The sequence below is a fragment of the Microcoleus sp. F4-D5 genome, from assembly GCF_036704885.1.
Lineage (GTDB): Bacteria > Cyanobacteriota > Cyanobacteriia > Cyanobacteriales > Microcoleaceae > Microcoleus.
Genome location: NZ_JAUBSX010000013.1, coordinates 75,911 through 89,194 on the forward strand (window position 1 = coordinate 75,911; position 13,284 = coordinate 89,194).

A 13,284-nucleotide genomic window follows, 5' to 3' on the forward strand; every position below is an offset into this window, starting at 1 on the left:
ACTAGATGATGATAAAATTCGCGGCAGTTAGGGGATCTTTATGGAATATTTGAATTGTATTTCCAGGACTGAGGGTGATCCGAGAAAAAAGCTCTCCAGTAAAAGAATTTGGGCCATTAAAGAAGTTTCCTGGTGCTGCTAAAACATTAGATCCACTGCTAAAACCAAGACTAGCAGCTAACTGTATCTTGTCATCAGCCGCTACAAAATCACCGATCTGATCTTGACCATTGGCTGCCCCAAAGACAAAAGTATCCTGACCTCCACCACCATAGAGCGAATCATTGCCAGCACCTCCAATCAGGCTATCATTGCCAGCGACACCGTAAATGCGATCGTTACCGCCCAAACCGTTGAGAGTATCAGGCGAATCAGTACCAATAACTTTATCATCTGCCTCAGTGGCAAGGGTTGGCGTTGAATCTTGAACGGTAAAGCCGTCAAATTTGTAGCCAATATCTGCCAAAATTGCCAAGTCAACTTTTGTGGGGATATATGCCAATGCACCACCGCCACTACCCATCAGAGATGATACGCCTGATGGTGTTGTAATATTGCTTAAATGAGTTATGTCTGTTGCACTGCTTACAGGAATCGGATTGCCTCCATTAACAGCTTTGGCGTTGACACCATTAAAAGATGTACCATTAACTCGGGCACTATTTATAGGTGATCCCATAAACCCCAGTACATGAGCCAGTTCATGGGTGGCAGTGATAAAAAGGCTAGCCTCATTACCATTTTCACTGGGAGTATCGCTGTAGTCATATGGAGTTTTGTCAACACTATATGCAATATCAGAACCAAAGGAAATACTTCCTAAATAAGGTTCATAATTGACTCCATTTACTCGATCGGGCAAAACATACGAAAAACTGGTTTCATCTTTATAACCAGCACCAGAGCTGTTTGTTACTCCAACGGCGAAATTCCTGATAGGTCGAGCCCCGACAAATACCAACACATCGTCGATTTCGTTATCTAAAACGACCTTTTCCAATTTTGAAGTTTGAGGATTTGGTACCCAAAACTCGGTACCAGTGGCAATATTAGGAAACTCGTCTAGGATGACAGATTCCCAGTAGTCTGCTGCTGCTTCCAAAGTAGCTTTGCGGTTGGGGTCATTGAAGAACCCATCAGTATCAAACCGATAGTCGAATGTAATGTTGAAAGTGCTTACCTGGGAAGGAGCGCTAGCCCGACCTTGAGCTTTACCCACAGTCTCGTAGTGTTCCAAAGCACTTTTCACTTGACGAGTCAAAACGGCTTTAGCAACATCATAATTATTGACCAAGTAGAATTTTTCATCAAACGCTGTCGGTTTTACAGGTGCAGGCGTCGGAGTCGTCACAGGCGTCGGAGTCGTCACAGGTGTCGGAGTCGTCACAGGTGTCGGAGTCGTCGCAGGTGTCGGCGTCGTCACAGGTGTCGGAGTCGTCACAGGCGTCGGAGTCGGCGCAGGCGTCGGAGTCGTCACAGGTGTCGGAGTCGGCGCAGGTGTCGGCGTCGTCACAGGTGTCGGAGTCGGCGCAGGTGTCGGCGTTGTCACAGGCGTCGGCGTTGTCACAGGCGTCGGAGTTGTCACAGGTGTCGGAGTCGGCGCAGGCGTCGGCGTTGTCACAGGCGTCGGCGTTGTCACAGGCGTCGGCGTTGTCACAGGCGTCGGCGTTGTCATCGGTGTCGGAGTCGGCGCAGGCGTCGGAGTCGTCACAGGTGTCGGAGTCGTCACAGGTGTCGGAGTCGTCACAGGCGTCGGCGCAGGCGTCGGAGTCGTCACAGGTGTCGGCGTCGTCACAGGTGTCGGAGTCGTCGCAGGTGTCGGAGTCGGTGCAGGTGTCGGAGTCGTCGCAGGTGTCGGAGTCGTCGCAGGCGTCGGTGCAGGTGTTGGCAAAGGCTCCGGCTTCACAGTGTTAACCCCGCTAGAATCAGCAATAGCGATACTGTTCGTGCCCTCCAAAACTGCCAAATATTGCCTTGTTACCTCATCCTGAATAATCGTGTAGCCAGAATAAACCCCTTTACCCACATAAATTTTGAGGTCATCCAACGCAAGGTCGCTGTTTAACTTAATTACATCCTCACCGTCTGTATAGTCAACAATAAAGTCCGCATCCAAAAGCTGAGGGCCGCCAGTAGTCTTACCGATAAAGAAAGTGTCATTACCATTCCCCCCAGTTAAGGTATCTGCTCCCTTATCTCCATAGAGAATGTCATCCCCGAAGTTGCCTAACAAGCTGTCATTATCTTTGCCACCGTACAAAACATCGTTGCCTTTGCCGCCGTTAAGGGTATCATTGCCTTCGTTGCCGTAGAGCAAGTTATCGTCAGAGTCAGCAAAGAGTTTATCCTCTCCTTTGCCGCCGTACACAGTATCGTTGCCTTTGCCACCGTACACAGTATCATTACCTTCGTTACCGTGTAGCTTGTCATCTGCTTGCTTGCCATAGATTAAATCATCCCCATTGAGGCCAAACACTAAGTCAGAGCCTTGTTGTCCAAATATTGAGTCTGCATTGGCAGTGCCATTGAGAGTATCGTCAACCAACGTTCCATTAATATTCATCTTGAAATCTCAGTATTAGAGTTATAAAACACCCAGAGGTGGTCTATTTTTCTATCTGAGTCAATCTCTACTTTTTATGCGTCACGACAGTTTTTGTAATAGAACTTCATACGATCGACCCGGCAGGGAGAATTCTGCTTAAAAAAACAGAACACCGAGAACCCCGACTTCTTTAAGAAGTCGGGGTTCAGACAGTGCGATCGCACTTTATGTTTAATTCAGTGGATTTACTTAGTAAAAATATTACCGAATTACTTCACTTCCTTATAATCCACGCCATAACTCGTATCTCTCCCCGACAAATACGTAGTTTTCCCCGTTAAAGTCTCCAGAGTTTTTTTCGTTTCAGCCGAAGTAATCGAATTCAGCGGCACGCCGAACTTGCTAGCCAAACCAGCCGCCACGCCTACACCTTGTCCTTGATAAATATTCACCGTCGCAATTCGCCCGACGGATACAGCCATACCAACATAACCGGACGATCGCCCGACAATGGCTAAATTCTTGACTTTGCTAGCCAAAGCGTTTTCTATCCCGAAATTATACACTGGCAGCGGCGGAATTCTCGCAGATAAATTCTTGACTCCGCCCCGCATATCGAAATCGTAGGAAAAACTGCCGATCGACTTTTCGGGTGCAGTTCCCCCTTTGATAATCTCCTGTCCCGTCAGCGGATCTACCACATCGCGAACGTTCAAAGTTTGCCTGATATAAACCTCGTCTGGAATAAATACTCTCACATCTTTACCAGACTTCTTTTGTAGCCAGTATTGGAGATATGACATTTCTTTAATCATCTCAGGAGTCGGTTTTCTGCCATTAGCTTCCATCTTCATGATTTGGTCAACTTGGTATTTAAACAGAAACCCGTTCCATGACAGCACATTTTTGTTATAAACGCAGACATTGCCTTTATCAAAAAAGAATCCCTTATTTTGGCTAAAGGGCAGATTTCTGTCTATGTGATACGCTGCACCTATAGCTACGCTTCTGATGTCGTAGCCGTCTGTATACGGTTGATAAATCGTACTCCAGAAATTCCTCATCCAGAATTTTGTACTAGCCGGATCTTTAGATTTCATAATGCTTTCTTTAATCTTTTTTACCAAAGGCCGGTTGTAGAGAATTTCATCTTCTATGCTGCGGAATTCGGACATCGTTATACCCGTAATTCTCGGAACTACAGAGACAGCTAAAGTTTCATTTTTGGATTTTATATTTTGAGATTCATATCCTGTATAATAAGATAACCCGGCTTTTCTGGCGAATTCTGCATCTTGAGTTGCGTCAATAAAAGAGTTGGCTTTAATTATTAGATTGCTGCCTTTTACTTCGGCATATTCGATTTTTTTATCTACAACGTGGGGAGTAAGAGTTGAGTTGGAAATAACTCTGACTTTGGCTGCTGAAAGCATTTGCCTGAGAGATCGATCTGCCCTTTTTGGGTCTAAGCAAGATTCGCGCGCATTCGCTTTATCTAAGAATTCCTTAAAACATTGGGCGTAGGGTTGGCGGTACCAATCGGGGATTTTATCTAAATCGAGGTAAGCTAAACCGCCGCGGGTGAGTAAGCCGCCCAAAGGTGCTCTTCCGTAGTTCGATCGCACGATCGCAACTTTGCCCTTTGCGCCTAAAGTTTTCTTCGCCCATATCGCCGCACATATCCCCGGTACTTCATCACCATATACTACTACATCGAATGTTTGCTCCGGTGATTTTTTGGGAGTTACCGGAGGCGGGCTGCTGGATTTTTGCTGCAGAGTTCCAGCGTCTAAGGTGGCACTTGCTGGGTTTCTATTTGCGATATAATTTTCTATTTCTCTGAAAGGGGGAGAGTTAACTAAAAGTTTTAGGGCGACAAAGAAGATTGCAATTGAAGCTAATTTCTTGAAAGTAGAGAGCATTCAGTTGACTCGTTTATAAATTTGCATTACCTGAAAGGGCTGTTCAGGGTTTACGGAATTGAATATAGCACGTTTAGATAGTTTCGACACAGTTTTAACTTTTCCGGGAACCGCAGTAAACGAATCTTCTCAACCCAAACCTGGTGATGCTGTGCTTGGCAGCCAAAATGCTACAATTACATCTATCACCAATTTAAACATAAAAAACATGACTTTTGAGCAGGTTTTAAATCTTGTTAAGCACTTGTCTCTAGCCGAAAAGTTACGATTGATTAAGTGGATAGTTCCTGAAATAGAACGAGAATTAGTTGTTGGGCCGAGTCCCCGCAAATCGTTGTGGGGTTTATGTGCTGACTTGGGAATTGCACCCTCTGCCGCTGATATAGATGAAGCTCGCAGCGAAGAATGGGCGAATTTCCCAAGGGAGGATTTCTAATGCTGCGTGCTGTAGCTGATACTCATGCTGTTATCTGGTATATCTTTGCCGATTCACGACTTTCGGTGACTGCTAGAACGACTATAGAACAGATAGCTGCCGAGGGAAATCAGGTGGCTTTTTCATCAATTACATTAGCATAAATTGTCTATCTGAGCGAGAGAGGGCGGATTAATTCAACTACTCTAGATCTATGATTGAGAGAAGTTTAGAGCGATGATGCCTTATTGGTTGAAATTCCTTTCGATCGCAATATAGCTTTGAGTTTAAAGCAAGTTGACCGATCGCAAATTCCCGATTTGCCCGATCGCATTATTGCTGCTACTGCTTTGTATCTTAATGTACCCGTTATTAGTCGCGATCGCCGGATTCAATTATCTAGTATAGACACTATTTGGTAAATATGAGTCACTCGGCGCAAGTTTAACTTTTCCGGGAACTGTTGTTAGCGGTTTTGCCAGTGTTACTGGTTTGGGAGGGCTATTGATGTGGGTAAGGATGGGGGTGCGATCGTATTTCAGATATCTGGTGTCGGGAAGGGCGATCGGCTACAATAATTTAAGAACAAAAATTGAGTCACCTTAAACATACAGAAAAAATGGAAAAAGTTTTTGTACATCCTGACTGCCCTTTTTCAGTAAAAACATTTGACCTATTGGAAAAATTTTATGAAGACCAAAGCCCTGATTTTTACATGGCACACAAAAAAGATTGCTTAAAATATGTAGAAGAGCCATTAAAGTATATTTTAAGCCAGGTAGAAGAGCAGTTACCTGATTTTATTAAAAAATATCTAAATATTAAGTATGAAATATGTTATCTTAAGATTAAATCCAAAAATTTGGAATCACAATCCTACGAGTTAGCTTTATCGAACACTGATTTACATGGTTCTCTTTTAAGGCTAACACTTGGTAAATCACAATTAAATTTTGGTTTTTATGCAGGGTTGAAATGTGCAGAACGTCTGGTATGTAATTACAAAAAATATTATACAAATAATGTGGATTTACTCAAATTTTTTCAAGGTTATAAGCTTCCTAATAGTTGTGAGTTTAATTTAGGGTTTTCTAAAAAAGATGATAAAAAAAACATTTTTTGTTGCCCAATAGAACAAAAACCATGTATTTATGAACTATGTGAAACTCTCTTATTTTTGAAAGAAATTTCTGGCTATGCACTAGAATTTGAAGTCGAGCGTTATCATTATCTTCACGGAAAAGTATCCCTGAAATTAGAAGAAATATTAGGATATTCTGCTAAACAATTAATTCAGCAAATAGCACAGGCTTTTAAAAAATTATTTCCATTAGTTTTGATGTCAACGCTCTCCCCTAATGATTTACCTATTCTTATTAGTGAATATTTTGCAGTATATGAACAAAAATTTAATCCTGTGTACCAACTAGAAGAAATTTCTAAAATTACTGGTTTTCAAACAACACAACTAGCCCAATGGATACACACCATTAACCGCAAAGGTCAAACCATCATCCAAGGCCCCCCCGGAACCGGAAAAACCTTCCTCGCCCAAAAACTTGCCCAACAATTAATCGGCGGCGGTGACGGTTTCTCTGACATTATCCAATTTCATCCAGCTTATACTTATGAAGACTTTATTCAAGGCCTCCGTCCCCAAAGTCAAGATGGGCAATTAACTTATCCAATAGTTCCGGGTAGGTTCCTAGAATTCTGCGAAAAAGCCGAAGTCTGTGAAGACACTTGTGTTCTCATTATTGATGAAATTAATCGCGCAAATCTCTCTCAAGTCTTTGGCGAGTTAATGTATCTCCTAGATGACCGACAAGACACAAAACGCTTTATTACACTAGCCAACGGTCAAAAGTTTAGAATCCCTACAAATGTCCGCATTATCGGCACAATGAACACCGCAGACCGTTCTATTGCCTTAGTCGATCAAGCCCTCCGCCGCCGCTTCGCATTCGTCCCCCTTTATCCTAACTATGAACTGCTGCAAAACTATCATAATAGAGAGGAAACAGGTTTTGCAGTTGATCAATTAATTAACCTTCTCAAAAATGTCAATCTGGCAATTAACAACAAACACTATCAACTAGGCATCTCCTTCTTTTTGACAAAAACCTTAGCTGAAGATATGCAAGATATTTGGCAAATGGAAATTGAGCCATACCTCGAAGAATACTTCTTTGATAATCAGGCAAAAATGGATGAGTTTCTCTGGAAGAATATCAACAATAAATTGGGCTATGGACAATCTAACTCCGTCATTAACGCCGATACGGTGGCGTTACTGCATCCACCACAATTATGAAACCAGAATCCAGCCGAATTATCGAACTTACAGAATATCAATTAGCAACTTTTGAACAATACTCAATCCCCGAATCAGTCGCACAAAAAATACACCAGAATTATGACAAGGAAATCGATATAGAATTTCCCAACTTTAAAACAAAATATCAATGGCACTTAAAATCTAAAGGCAGAGTTGGCAACATTCCCATCACTCCAGAATTTCACATCGCCATCCGCCCAAAAGTTCCGATAACAAACTTATTCGGAATGCTTGAGTATGCCTACAAACTTAATATCAATTTTCCGAATGGACAGATTGAGTGCGAATCTTTAGAACAAGTCTATGAACGATTGGCTAACATCCTTGCCCAAAAAATCCTAGAACGCTGTCGCAAAGGATTATATCGCGATTACTTATCCAAAACAGAAAGACTCGCCTACATTCGCGGCCGCGTCGATTTGCGGTCAGCCCTGCAAAAACCTTGGGATGTTAAACTAAAATGCCACTATCACGAACAAACAGGTGACATCGAAGATAATCAAATACTCGCTTGGACACTTTTCATCATTGGCCGCAGCGGTTTGTGCCGTGAATCTGTTTCATCCACTGTGCGAAAAGCCTTTCACGCACTCCAAGGATTTGTTACATTAAAACATTTTAAATCAGAAGCTTGTATTGATAGAAATTATCACCGTTTGAATCAAGATTATCAACTTTTACACGCCTTATGTCGATTCTTTTTAGATAACACAGGGCCGAGTCACGAAAGTGGCGATCGCGAAATGCTCCCTTTTCTCATAGACATGGCTAATTTATACGAACAATTTGTCGCTGAATGGCTCAAAGCAAATACACCAACAGGCTTTTTTGTCAAACAACAACACCGAGTCACCCACGACCAAAACTATTTCGATCGCATTGACTTACTCCTAGGCGATAGTGAAACAAAAAAAGTCCAATACGTCCTCGATACAAAATACAAAGCGCCCGATAAAGTAGCCAATAATGACATTCATCAAATAGTTGCTTACGCAAATGCCTTAAAGTGCCAAAATGCAATTCTCATCTACCCGCAAAACCTCAAACAGCCACTAGATATAAAAAATGACGATATTCGAGTTCGCAGTCTAACTTTTTCCCTAGATAGCGACCTGAATGAAGCCGGAAAAATTTTCTTAAAATCTCTACTTCCAAACACCCTCCCCTAACTATTCTCTGCGCCCTCTGCGCCCTCTGCGGTTCATTTTCCCACAAAAAAAGAGGCGCAATTGCGCCTCCCAAATCTTTCATGTCAGGGTTCTAAACACTAACAGCCACTTTCGCTTCTTTTGCAGTCAACTTCTCGTAAGTCGCCCGCATCTTCAATCCGACTAACACTTGGAACAAACCAGTTCCATTGTTGGAACCAGGATATTCGCGGTGCTGGAGCAACAGGTGAGTTAACTCGCCTTCATACTTCGTAGAAATCTTGCTCAAATGGCTTTCGATGTAAATAACTTCTTCGAGATTCTCGAATTGACCATCTACTTCCAAAATCGAGACTTCGTGACCGTAGAAAGCGTCAGGCCCGTAGTACATCTTAATTCCGGGATAGGAACAAGTCAGCTTGCGGCCGCAAGGAACCCAGTTAATTGTTGAACCTTCGTCAAACAAATACGCAGGTTCAAAATTGGCGATGCCTTCGCGCTGGATCATCTGCACGCGCAGAACCTTCCGCTCCTTGTCATCTTTGATCAAGTTGGTCGGCAACACTTGAATTACCACATCAGCATATTGCTTTTGCGGGTCGATGTAGGCGGTAAAATCCGGTTTGCGAGCATTGATCGCAAACAGCACGTCTTCGTAACGGTGGCCCCGTTCCGCCATGTCGCGCTGGATTTTCCAAGCAATTTTTACCTCGTCGCTGATGTCGAGGTAGACGCTGAAGTCGAGGAGCGATCGAACTCGCTCGTCGTACAGCGGATGCAGCCCCTCAATCACAATCACGTGATTCGGCTCTACCCTTTCAGGCGGGTCGATCATACCGGTTTCGTGGTTGTAGATCGGCTTGTCGATCGCATGACCTTCTTTGAGGGCCTTCATTTGCTCGGCCATCAGGTCAAAATTGTTGGCTCTGGGGTCAAGGGCAGTAATCCCTGTTTCTTTGCGCTGCTTGCGATCGAGACTGTGATAGTCGTCAAGGCAGATTACAGTCACGAAATCTTCCCCGAACAAATCTGTCAATCGGCGCAAAAAAGTAGATTTTCCGCATCCGGAGTCTCCGGCAACGCCAATTAAAACCACGCGATCCGGCTTACTTGTCATAGTTTCCCTCTAACAAAATCACTGTTTACTAACTAACTCAAGTCTAGATTCCACAAAATTTCAGCCCGCAGGTACCGATAAGCAGGCTTTGTGCTGCTTTGCTACCCCGAGAGCATCGAGTTCTCACCAGCATACAGCAGTGAGTTGACTGCCTGCCCGGGAAGAGCCAAGCAATCTTCAAGGCAAGTAATTAATACTAACTTTAGTGGTTAATCTTACCAGAATGCGTCCGCCCCCTACAAGCTCAACCTCATTAAACTGCTCGAATCTTCCTCGATCGGGTGGGGCGCTCTCCAAATCAGAAGGACTTATCGGGTCAGATCCCCCGATCGGGTAAAATATTGGCAGTACGCAGACAACAATAGCTATAGGTCAACACCTGAACGCAGCCGGACTCGGCAAGCGTGATGTTCGGCTAATTGGAAATTCCAGACGGGAGCGATCGCAACTTGACACTCCCGCCGGCGTGGGAAGGCCCAAAGATTGGTGCGGCCAATTAGTCTAGATGGCCTTAAAAAAAAAGTAAATTGAGTCTAACGTCACATTCTCTCTCTTTATAACTCTGTATCGTGAAGGACAAGCAACAAATGTACAGCCCGAGCATATCTGGTGTAGCGGCCAACTCAGAATCAGGCAGCCGCATCTTTGTTTACGAAGTGGAGGGTATGCGTCAGAACAAAGCAACTGACCAAACAAGTAACCCGATTCGCCGTAGCGGCAGCGTATTTATCTCTGTTCCCTACGATCGCATGAATCAGGAAATGCGCAGAATTGCTGGCATGGGTGGCAAAATCATCAGCATCCGCCCCTTAAACGGCGCTCCCGAAACTAATAACGGCAAAGTCGCACCAGAAGCAGGGCTACAGAGTCAGAAATCTGGAGAAAAAACTAAGCCCATGACTCAAGCCAAGGAAAAAGTTCAGGTTCCTGTCAACCTCTACAAGCCGGCCAATCCCTATATTGGTAAGTGCATTTCTACAGAAGAATTAGTCAGAGAAGGCGGCGAAGGCACAGTCCGTCACGTCAAATTTGACATCTCTGGAGGCAATCTGCACTATCTGGAAGGTCAAAGTATTGGCATTATTCCAGATGGGACTGATAAGAACGGCAAACCTCACAAAATTCGGCTTTATTCGATCGCCTCCACCCGTCACGGAGACGATGTAGACGACAAAACAGTCTCTCTGTGCGTCCGCCGCCTAGAGTACAAAAGCCCAGAAACCGGTGAAAAAGTCTTTGGTGTGTGTTCGACTTTTCTCACCGCTTTGCAACCTGGAGATGATGTCAAAATCACCGGCCCTGTAGGCAAGGAAATGTTATTGCCTGACGATGAGGAGGCCACCATTATTATGATGGCTACGGGTACGGGTATTGCTCCTTTCCGGGCGTATTTGTGGCGGATGTTTAAAGAAAACAATCCCGATTACAAATTCAAAGGTTTAGCTTGGCTGTTCTTTGGCGTTGCTTACACTCCCAACATTCTGTATAAGGAAGAGTTGGAGCAATTGCAACAAGAATTCCCCGATAATTTCCGCTTGACTTATGCCATCAGCCGCGAGCAAAAGAATGCTGAAGGCGGCAAGATGTACATTCAAAACCGGATTCAAGAGAACGCAGACCAATTGTGGGAATTGGTTCAAAAGCCGAATACTCACACTTATATCTGCGGTTTGAAGGGCATGGAAGGTGGAATTGATGAGGGAATGTCGGCGGCGTCTAGCAAGTACGGTGTTGACTGGGCTGCCTATCAGAAACAGTTGAAGAAAGAACACCGCTGGCACGTTGAAACTTATTAATGTGTTACTTGATTTAATCTGATTTGTAGGGTGGGCTTGGCTCGCCCTACAATTGTTTGTAGGGCAATTATATCCGACTTTTCAAGTGCGCATTCCGAACCCTACCTCCGTGATTGCATAGGATTTTTTCGATGCCCATTCCGAACCCTACAATACTATTTTGATTGCTCCGGTACGGGAATAGCCTACAATGGTTGTGGCTTAATTGAGTTTCTACGGGTCAAAGTCGTGGCTTTCAAAATTGGTTTGTTAGGTTTGGGTACAGTTGGGGCGGGAACAGCAGAGATTTTGCTCTCCCCAGACGGCCGCCATCCGCTGTTGCAGGAATTGGAAATCTATCGGGTGGGAGTGCGCGATATTTCTCGAACTCGGTCTTTACAATTGCCAGAAAATGTGCTGACAACTGACCTAGAAGCGATCGCAACTGACCCGGAAATTGATATTGTAGTAGAACTGATTGGCGGATTGGAACCGGCGCGATCGCTCATTCTGCAAGCTATTGCCAGCGGCAAGCACGTCGTCACTGCCAACAAAGCAGTTATCGCCCGCTACGGTAATGAAATCTTCGAGGCCGCCAACAAAAAAGGCGTTTACGTAATGCTAGAAGCTGCTGTCGGCGGCGGCATTCCAGTCATTCAAAGCCTCAAACAATCTTTAGGTGCAAACCGCATTCAAACTGTCACCGGCATCGTCAACGGCACAACTAATTACATCCTGACGCGGATGCAAACAGAAGGCGCAGACTTTGCCGAAGTGCTCGCCGACGCCCAGCAATTAGGTTATGCTGAAGCTGACCCCACAGCAGATGTAGATGGATTAGATGCGGCAGATAAAATTGCTATTTTAGCCTCGCTAGCTTTTGGCGGACGCATCAAATTAGCAGATGTTCACTGCGAAGGTATCAGAAAAGTTAGTGCGGCTGATATTGACTACGCCGACAAGCTGGGATTTGCGATCAAATTGTTGGCTATTGCTCGAGAAACCACCCGCTACAATGGCAAGCAAGCGGAGGGAGAAAGCGAACTGCTGTCAATTCGAGTGCATCCTACTTTTGTGCCGAAAACTCATCCGCTGGCGAGTGTGAACGGGGTTTACAATGCAATTTTAGTCGAAGGAGAGCCGATCGGGCAATTGATGCTGTACGGGCGCGGCGCGGGTGCGGGCCCAACAGCTAGCGCCGTAGTATCCGACATTATGAATGTGGCGGCCATCCTGAAAACCGAAACTGTTCCGATTCCCCATCCTTTGCTGAGTTGCAGTCACCAACACTACTGCAAAATTGCCCCGATGCAGGAACTTGTTACTCGCTTTTACGCCCGTTTTCTGACGCGCGATACTCCGGGGGTAATTGGCAAACTCGGCACTTGTTTCGGCAACCACAAAGTTAGTTTGGAATCAGTTGTGCAAACGGGAATTCACGGCGATTTAGCAGAAATTGTCGTCGTGACTCACGATGTTAGGGAAGGAAATTTTCAACAAGCACTCGATGAAATTCGCGCGATGGAAGCAGTCGATAGTATTGCTAGCACGTTGCGAGTTTTGTAAAAGTGATTTGGTAGGGGCGGGTTTCACCGACAATATTTGCCAATAATTGACAATTTCTAAAAGCCGCCCCTACCCAAGCATAAATCAGAATGTAGCGGGTGCTTGTAGGGGCGGGTTCACAAACAATAATTGCCTGAAACAAACAATCTCGAAAACCCGCCCGAACCGAACCATAAATCATCACGTACATTTGCCTATGCGATGTACCTGGTACTTGTAGGGACGGGTTCACAAACAATAATTGCCTGAAACAAACAATCTCGAAAACCCGCTCGAACCGAACCATAAATCATCACGTACATTTTCCGATGCGAGGCAAATTTCGGGTTGACGTAGGTTATCGGTGGTGGGGGCGGGTTGATCTAGATTGTCGGTCATCGTTAGATATGGTTGGTGAACCCGCCCCTACCAAATCTGGGTAAAGGTATTTTGCAACAATACCGGGTTTTCCCCTCACA

General features: G+C 44.7%; 11 protein-coding genes. 7 read left to right on the top strand and 4 right to left on the bottom strand.

The genetic code is table 11. The annotated features are described in order from the left end of the window. Position 1 precedes the first annotated feature (1 nt). On the bottom strand, positions 2–2,563 hold the full coding sequence (locus tag QUA80_RS08965; RefSeq protein WP_333423357.1) for a calcium-binding protein: 2,562 nt from the start codon (positions 2,561–2,563) through the stop codon (positions 2–4). A 251-nt stretch (positions 2,564–2,814) separates the two neighbouring features. Continuing rightward, entirely contained in the window at positions 2,815–4,467 is a 1,653-nt protein-coding gene (locus tag QUA80_RS08970) for an FAD-dependent oxidoreductase (protein ID WP_333423359.1), read from the bottom strand. Positions 4,468–4,525: 58 nt separating this feature from the next. Here QUA80_RS08970 and QUA80_RS08975 point away from each other — a divergent pair, with 58 nt between their 5' ends. From QUA80_RS08975 to QUA80_RS08995, 5 genes are all read left to right on the top strand, one after another. Further along, positions 4,526–4,903 carry a hypothetical protein gene (locus QUA80_RS08975; protein WP_333423361.1) on the top strand — a complete coding sequence of 126 codons (378 nt, stop codon included), beginning with the start codon at positions 4,526–4,528 and terminating at the stop codon, positions 4,901–4,903. Next, positions 4,903–5,046, top strand: coding sequence for a hypothetical protein (locus tag QUA80_RS08980; protein WP_333423363.1), 144 nt, complete (start codon positions 4,903–4,905; stop codon positions 5,044–5,046). The genes QUA80_RS08975 and QUA80_RS08980 overlap by 1 nt, the downstream gene beginning before the upstream one ends. An 84-nt stretch (positions 5,047–5,130) precedes the next feature. Then, entirely contained in the window at positions 5,131–5,304 is a 174-nt protein-coding gene (locus QUA80_RS08985) for a PIN domain-containing protein (RefSeq protein ID WP_333423365.1), read from the top strand. A 197-nt stretch (positions 5,305–5,501) separates the two neighbouring features. Further along, complete coding sequence (locus tag QUA80_RS08990; protein WP_333423367.1) at positions 5,502–7,196, top strand: AAA family ATPase; 1,695 nt, start codon at positions 5,502–5,504, stop codon at positions 7,194–7,196. Then, complete coding sequence (locus QUA80_RS08995) at positions 7,193–8,389, top strand: 5-methylcytosine restriction system specificity protein McrC (protein WP_333423369.1); 1,197 nt, start codon at positions 7,193–7,195, stop codon at positions 8,387–8,389. The genes QUA80_RS08990 and QUA80_RS08995 overlap by 4 nt, the downstream gene beginning before the upstream one ends. 91 nt (positions 8,390–8,480) lie before the next feature. Here the strand turns inward: QUA80_RS08995 and QUA80_RS09000 are convergent, their stop codons facing one another. After that, positions 8,481–9,485 carry a phosphoribulokinase gene (locus tag QUA80_RS09000; protein WP_333423371.1) on the bottom strand — a complete coding sequence of 335 codons (1,005 nt, stop codon included), beginning with the start codon at positions 9,483–9,485 and terminating at the stop codon, positions 8,481–8,483. Positions 9,486–10,072: 587 nt separating this feature from the next. On the opposite strand from QUA80_RS09000, the gene petH reads away from it, so the two are divergent. Next, positions 10,073–11,281: a ferredoxin--NADP reductase gene (gene petH / locus QUA80_RS09005; RefSeq protein WP_333423373.1), complete on the top strand. Its 1,209-nt coding sequence runs from the start codon at positions 10,073–10,075 to the stop codon at positions 11,279–11,281. A gap of 228 nt (positions 11,282–11,509) precedes the next feature. Further along, positions 11,510–12,826, top strand: a complete 1,317-nt coding sequence (locus tag QUA80_RS09010; protein WP_333423375.1) for a homoserine dehydrogenase — start codon at positions 11,510–11,512, stop codon at positions 12,824–12,826. Here the strand turns inward: QUA80_RS09010 and QUA80_RS09015 are convergent. Then, complete coding sequence (locus tag QUA80_RS09015) at positions 12,804–13,058, bottom strand: hypothetical protein (protein ID WP_333423377.1); 255 nt, start codon at positions 13,056–13,058, stop codon at positions 12,804–12,806. The two genes, QUA80_RS09010 and QUA80_RS09015, sit on opposite strands and share 23 nt — an antisense overlap. Positions 13,059–13,284 lie beyond the last annotated feature (226 nt).